Origin of the sequence: Desulfosporosinus cupriresistens (assembly GCF_001707885.1) — a bacterium.
GTDB lineage: Bacteria > Bacillota > Desulfitobacteriia > Desulfitobacteriales > Desulfitobacteriaceae > Desulfosporosinus.
Genome location: NZ_MASS01000100.1, coordinates 1 through 7,140, shown reverse-complemented (window position 1 = coordinate 7,140; position 7,140 = coordinate 1). Strand labels below are relative to the sequence as shown.

At 40.4% G+C, this 7,140-nt stretch carries 7 protein-coding genes; 4 read left to right on the top strand and 3 right to left on the bottom strand.

The features are described 5' to 3' along the window. Positions 1-297, bottom strand: a 297-nt coding sequence (locus DSBG_RS21050) for an anti-sigma factor domain-containing protein (protein ID WP_141694399.1), incomplete at its 3' end; no start/stop codon positions are given. Between the two features lie 11 nt (positions 298-308). Next, on the bottom strand, positions 309-1,031 hold the full coding sequence (sigI, locus tag DSBG_RS21045) for an RNA polymerase sigma-I factor (protein WP_068966898.1): 723 nt from the start codon (positions 1,029-1,031) through the stop codon (positions 309-311). A gap of 415 nt (positions 1,032-1,446) precedes the next feature. Here sigI and DSBG_RS21040 point away from each other — a divergent pair, with 415 nt between their 5' ends. Continuing rightward, positions 1,447-1,908, top strand: a complete 462-nt coding sequence (locus tag DSBG_RS21040) for a hypothetical protein (protein ID WP_068966896.1) — start codon at positions 1,447-1,449, stop codon at positions 1,906-1,908. Positions 1,909-2,301: 393 nt separating this feature from the next. On the opposite strand, the gene msrB is transcribed toward DSBG_RS21040, so the two are convergent. Further along, on the bottom strand, positions 2,302-3,264 hold the full coding sequence (msrB, locus tag DSBG_RS21035) for a peptide-methionine (R)-S-oxide reductase MsrB (protein WP_083237018.1): 963 nt from the start codon (positions 3,262-3,264) through the stop codon (positions 2,302-2,304). A gap of 450 nt (positions 3,265-3,714) precedes the next feature. On the opposite strand from msrB, the gene DSBG_RS21030 reads away from it, so the two are divergent. The 3 genes from DSBG_RS21030 to DSBG_RS21020 all read left to right on the top strand — a co-directional run. Continuing rightward, entirely contained in the window at positions 3,715-4,872 is a 1,158-nt protein-coding gene (locus DSBG_RS21030; RefSeq protein WP_068966892.1) for a PucR family transcriptional regulator, read from the top strand. Between the two features lie 333 nt (positions 4,873-5,205). After that, positions 5,206-6,546, top strand: coding sequence for an aminotransferase class III-fold pyridoxal phosphate-dependent enzyme (locus DSBG_RS21025; protein WP_068966890.1), 1,341 nt, complete (start codon positions 5,206-5,208; stop codon positions 6,544-6,546). Positions 6,547-6,554: 8 nt separating this feature from the next. Beyond that, positions 6,555-7,140 (top strand): iron-containing alcohol dehydrogenase (locus DSBG_RS21020; RefSeq protein WP_141694398.1); only part of this gene is annotated, 586 nt, incomplete at its 3' end.

The following is a 7,140-nucleotide window of genomic DNA, read 5'->3' as shown; positions in this document are numbered from 1 at the left end:
CAATAACTCTATGCCCTTATTTATATCAAGAGCGACTGAGGCAACTGCCATATTAGGGATGAATAGATAGAAGGTAGTAATGCTAAATACAAGTAATAAAACCGCTACTACAGTCGAGTACTTCAACCAGGAATTATGAACCCATGGTATCCTTTGGGGTTTTACCTCTACTTCAATTGTTTGACCTACAAGAGGCGGCTCTTTAGGAGTAGGAATTTCTATATAGTCGCCTTTCTCCGTGAAGATGACAGTAACCTTTGTCGAGGTTCGCATAACGATACCATTGGTCTTTTCCATTTTTCTTACACCTACTCTCCCGGTTCTGATGGAATCTGCATGAAATTTTTTAGCGGATGAAATTCTGGTTCGGATAGGACGAGAGCCAGGGCGATAAGATATTTTCGCCCCTTTTCCAGGACTTTGCGTTTTACACCAGTCAATAACTCTAGCTCTTTAATGGGTAGAAGTTTATGTTTTTTTAGATGGGCCATAAGGTTAGAGTTATTGCTTAAAGCCAAGACCACCCTTAGGAGAGTTTGCTTGCTGTCTCTGTGTTTTGGGGAGACCTTTACCAAATCATCTAATGTTACGTTATAGTCACTTAGCACGTGGACGTAGTTTTCAACGACTTCCGCAAAGATAGCTGTGTTCTCGATTTCTTGATATTGCTCTTGGGAAGTATCAAGATCGTAGCGGCTCAGTTCTTCATCCTCGGGGTTCATTGGGGAGAGAGAAAGATGTTGATGTTTTCCTTCTTTGCGAAAATAGTCCACTAATCTTCGGCGGATCACCATATGAACAAAACTGTAAAAAGAAGCTCCTCCGTGAGGGTCGAAGGTGTCAATAGCTTCATTAAAAGCTATAAGAGCAATGCTAAGCTCATCGTCATTATCCCAGGTTAAATACCTGTTGCAGATTTTGGAGCTTACCTGTGCTATAAATGCTTTATGAGACCTAATAAGTTCCTCTCGAACGAGCGTTTCTCCGCTTTGAGCCGATATTAAGGTATCTATCAAAACCTTTTCTTTCATTTAATCACCCGCTTACTAGTTATTCGTAAAAACTGAAGCAGTTTAGAGGGATAGCAAAAAACATTCTATACCCATTATAGGTGTTGAATGTTACAGCATCGTCACATTAATGTTTCTATTGTGTTGCATAGAGTAAGAAGAACAGCAAGCCAGTCACAATCTAAGGTATCTAACCGAACGAGAAAGAATCATAATTGACGTTAAACACGTGAGATAGTTCAATAAAGCTATTCATGTAAAACAGGGAATGGAATTTTCTTTTTGACCTGCCCCTCAAAAAGCTGTCTCCTTTAACGAATAACTAGACGACACAGGGGCGGCCAAAATGAAGGGAGCGTTTAAAAAGTTTTAAGTAAACGATCATATGATTGAAACATTTATGAAAAAAGGTTTAAAAAGGGAAGGATGATTTGTCATGGAAAAAAACAACATTAAGAATACATTAAAGGTAAGTGTCTTATCACTTTGTTTAATAGTTGGTACAGTCGGTATGGTCAGTGCGGCCACTTCCAATTCCACGGGCAATACCGTTGATAAGCAGGCTGCTCACACGGCGGCAACTCCAGCTATTCCAGCTGTTCACATGGCTGATACCCTAGTTGCTCACACGGCGGCAACTCCAGCTATTCCAGCTGTTCACATGGCTGATACCCTAGTTGCTCACACGGCGGCTACTCCAGCTACTCCGGCTGTTCACATGGCTGATACCCTAGTTGCTCACACGGCGGCTACTCCAGCTACTCCGGCTGTTCACATGCTTGATACCCCAGCTGTTCACCATGATACTACCTCGGTTGTAACCCACAACGAGACTCAACATAGTGGTAACGGGACTGGTCACCATATGTCTGATGTCGGGTCTGGTCACCACGAATAGGTAAAGAGATAAGGTTAGAATAGGACAGGCAGCTTACAATGAGCGCCTGTCCTATTCAATATGTGTATAATGGGAAAATATGGACATGATTTTAACAAACAAGAAGGAAGAATTACGGTGTTTATTACTCGGTGTTGTGTTGAGTAGCTTTCGGTAAGTTATTCTACCTGAACAAGCCTAGTAATCAACAGGCCAGACCAGTTAACAAAAGTGTTAAGAATTTGTGACGTGGGCGTAAAATAATAACTCTATACTTTGCTTAACAACTTAGAAAGGAGGGAACAAAATGAGGTTATCTAAAATAGCCCTAATACTTTTTGGAGGCTTAGCTTTACTTACCGCAGGGGCACCAATTGCCTCATTAAATATTGTAAGATCCTAACTGTAATATATTTATCTGAATAATACTAGGAAATCTTCGTAGCCTTCAAGTTTTAAGTTCTCTTTAGGAATAAAGCGCAGTGCAGCAGAGTTAATGCAATATCGGAGACTTTCTGGGCCTGGTCCATCAGGAAAAACGTGTCCCAGGTGAGAATCGGATTGTTTGCTTCGAACCTCAGTACGAGTCATGCCATGGCTTGAATCAACATTTTCTGCGACGTTGGCCGAAAGGATTGGTTTTGTGAAACTAGGCCAGCCGCAGCCACTTTCAAATTTATCATTTGAGCTAAACAAAGGTTCACCAGAGATGATATCGACATAGATACCTTCATGTTTATTATCCCAGAACTCATTCTGAAACGGGGGTTCTGTTCCATTTTTTTGAGTCACGTGATATTGCAGCTCGGATAACTTATTCTTTAAGAAAAGCTTGTCTTTTGGCCAATATTGATTATTAAAGGTCTCGCGACCAGAACCTTTATGATAAAGCGCATAGTGAAAAGAATTTTTCTTATGGTAATCTTGGTGATATTCTTCGGCTGGGTAAAAGGGCATTGGGGGTAGAATTGGGGTAATAACAGGTGTTTTGAATCGCCCACTTTCGTTTAGAGCCTTTTTAGACTCTTCTGCCACACGAAGTTGTTCATTGTCGTGATAGAAAATGGCAGTTTGATATGATTGGCCTCGATCGTTGAACTGACCACCAGGATCTGTGGGGTCAATTTGCTGCCAATAAATCTGTAGCAATTTTTCGTACGAGATTCGATTTGAGTCAAACGTAATTTGCACTGCTTCATAGTGTCCCGTCGTTCCAGTACAAACTTCCTTATAGGTTGGATTCTCAACGTGTCCACCTGTATAGCCGGACACAACCTTAATAATTCCATCAATTTCATCAAAGGGAGAGACCATGCACCAAAAGCATCCCCCAGCGAAAGTAGCTAATTTCTCGTTAGGCTTAACTAACGTGTTCAAAATGACTCACCTCGTTGTTGATTATTAACTATAGCATGTTACAAAGGCATACTATTAATGCGGAAAATGATCGGCAGAAAGAATTCACTGGTCAACTTCACCTAGAAATTTGAGACTTATATTATGTTCTTAGACAGAGAAATTCAGTGATGACAAAAAGAAAGTAAAATATTAGTTGTGTTAGTTGGAGCAATTCAGCAATAAATAAAGAATTATCGATGATCTAGTTAGTATAAGAAAGTTGTTAGGTAAAATAAATTAGAAAATGGTTAAATAAGATAAATGTAAAGAACAATATTTTTATGAAGGTTAAATCGTTTAGATAAAATGAGGAATTTGAAATATTACATGGATGTTGAATTTTGGAATCTAATAAGCTGGTAATATATTATAATTATAACATTAGCATGACTATTTAGGGAAAAATCGTGTCTAACAAAGGGGTGCGGTATGGCAATCACTTTAAGGTATTTATGTAAATATGCAAGAGAAAATTATGGAATGAATCTTATTTGCGGGGAAAGTAATATGAACAATTTAGTTAATTGGGTTCATATGCTAGAAGACCCGGAAACAGCAAGCTTCCTTCATGGTCAGGAACTGATCTTTTCTACCGGAATCGGACACGATAATACCGATTGGCTCCACGATTTTGCCAAAGGATTAGTAGAGAATCAAGCCAGCGGGTTGGTGCTTAACTTAGGACCGTATATTCAATCCGTACCTGAAGACCTCATCGCTTATTGCCGAGAGGTGCAATTTCCTTTGTTCACCGTACCTTGGAAGACTCGAATTGTGGACATTACTAATGATTTCTGTCGCAAAATTATCAAGTCAGAAGAACATGAAGTAACTGTGGCAGGTGCTTTACGTGACGCAATATTTTTTCCCGAAAAGATTTCTGAGTATCGGGCTGTTTTAGAACGGAAGGAATTTGATTTAGATGCTGAGTTCTGCATCGCAGCGTTATCCTTTCAAATACCTTCCAGCGAAAAATTTTTAGATTATGACAAGGCCATCAGGCTGCATCTGACTAAAATATTAATCAACTATAGTGATAGGTTTAATATCTTTCGCCAAGATAAAAACCTGATTGTTGTTTTACAGGAATTTCCTCAGGAAATTGTGGAAGATGCCATGGATTGCCTCGTTGAGGTGTGCAAGTACGGTTACCCAGATCATCGGATCAGCGCAGGAATTAGTGTTAATGATTTGGGAATCCACTCTCTTCCCCGGAATTATAAGCGAGCAATTGCACTTCTGCGCATAGCTGAAAGACAGGATCAACCCAAATTATCCTATCGGAACAGCGGATTATTTAAGCTGTTGATTGAGATAGAGGACGCAAAGGTATTAAAAAGGTTCTATGAGGAGACATTGGGGCAGATGGAAGCCTACGATAAAAAAAATCAGACAGATTATCTTTTAACCTTGAAATCTTACCTAGAAAACAACGCTAGTGTTCAAGAGGTTGCCAAAGAAACTTATGTCCACCGGAATACGATTAACTATAAAATAAAAAAGATCAAAGAAATTCTGCAGTGTGATTTGGATTATCAAGATGGCTTAAAGTTGCTATTGGCTTTTCAAATAAAGGAGTTATTATAACATCCCAGATCATTAACCACATTGAATCAAACCACCCTACCACAGAAATCTACTGGAAGGTCAATGATTCTGTCGGGTATCAGTTAGACTGGCGGGATGACCCTAGTAATGCGATCAAGATTTTCGAAGTAGAAGTATCTAGGTTTTGAGCGAGCAAAATAAATAGAAAAATGGCTAAATAAGCCGTAATTGTGCATGGGCACAAAATTTTTTGTGCTGGAATGTGTTGAATAGAATTTTAAACCTGATATCATAGGATTTAATAAATGAAGGCAAAGGGGCCTGTTCGCAAGAGCAGGTCCCTTTGTTATTTAGTAATTGGAGTGAATTAGCATGGAATTTGAACTAACAGCTGTCAAAGAAATTAGTGAAGCGTCAAAGAAATACAACTTACACTCTTGGAGTATACAAGGGCAATTAAATCCTAAGGTTATGATTGGCGGAGAGGGTATTTATTTCTGGGATGGCGAAGGAAAGCGCTACTACGATATGTCTTCCCAGTTGGTGAATTTAAATATCGGCCATGGCAATAAAAAAGTTATCAAGGCGATACAAGAACAAGCTGAACGCTTGGCATATTCATCACCCTCCTTTGCCATCGATGTCAGGTCTCAATTGGCAAAGATGGTTGTCGAGTTGGCACCTGCTAACATGGGAAAGGTGTTTTTTACCTTAGGTGGATCAGATGCCAATGAAAATGCCATTAAGATCGCAAAAATGATCACTGGGCGCAATAAAATCTTTTCTAGATACCGTTCTTACCATGGTGCTTCGTATGGTGCAGCAAATTTAACTGGGGAACCCAGACGTTATACCTGTGAACCGGGCATCCCTGGATTTATCAAATTTTTTGATCCCTATGTCTATCGAGCCCCAGTACCCTTTGTCAGTGATGAAGCAGCAGCCAAATATTATTTAGACCAGTTGAGGGAGCAAATTATTTATGAAGGCCGAGAGTCGGTAGCGGCGATTTTCTTGGAAACCATTACCGGAAGCAACGGCGTGATTATTCCCCCCAAAGGTTATTTAAAGGGAATTCGTGAGATTTGTAACGAGTTTGGTATTTTAATGGTCTGCGATGAGGTCATGACGGGTTGGGGTCGTACCGGGGAATGGTTTGGAGTCAATAACTTTGATGTATTGCCGGATATGATAACCTTTGCCAAAGGAATTACCTGTGGGTATGCGCCGATCGGTGGCGTCCTTGTGAGTAAAGAAATTGCTAGCTACTTTGATGACCATTTTCTCAGCTGTGGATTGACTTATTCTGCCCATCCCCTAGGCTGCGCGGCAGGTGTTGCTACCATTGAGTATTACAAGGAAAAAGGACTTATTGGGCAAGCTAAAGAACGCGGCATTACCTTAGGGAAACTGTTGGAGGCGCTCAAAGAAAAACACGCTTGTGTGGGAGATGTTCGCTACATTGGTTTATTCTCCGCAATTGAATTGGTCAAAAATAAGGATACCAAAGAACCGCTCGTTGAATATGGTTTAGATCCTAATAAAATCATGAAAAAGATTCTTGGAATGTTGGATGCCAAAGGCTTTTACACATACTCCCATGAAAACTCGTTGATGGTTGCACCACCCTTGATTATTACGGATCAGGAACTGGTAGATGCCCTAGCGATTATGGATGAAGTATTAAGCGAAGTCGACAAGATGATAATCTAGGAGGAATCATGACGAACAAATATTATATGCCTACCAGAGTCATTATAGGCGATGACTGTATCATTAAGAATAGCGAACTATTTATTCCTCTGGGAAAGAAAGCGTTGATCGTAACGGGTGCCCAATCAGCGAAAAGTAACGGTTCAGAAAAAGACGTTAGAACGGCCTTGGAATCTGTGGGTATCAATTATCTCGTGTTTGACAAAGTTATGAGCAATCCGACTATTTCCTGTGTCTACGAAGGTGCCTCATTGGCTAAAGAAAAAGGCGTCGATTTCATTATTGCCATTGGTGGAGGTTCACCTATGGATGCTGGCAAAGCCATTGCCTTATTGGCTGTCCAGGATATTGAGGAGGAGAGCTTATTCTCAGGAAATTATGAAAAGACGGTGTTGCCCATGGCTTTTGTCCCAACCACGGCTGGAACAGGCTCGGAAGTAACGCAGTATTCGATTTTAACTAATGATAAGGCCCAGACCAAAACAAGTATCGCCTCTGATTTATTGTTTCCAACCGTTACTTTCCTGGATGCCAAATATACTGAGCATCTAGCGGTAACGACAACAATCAACACAGCGATTGACGCCTTATCTC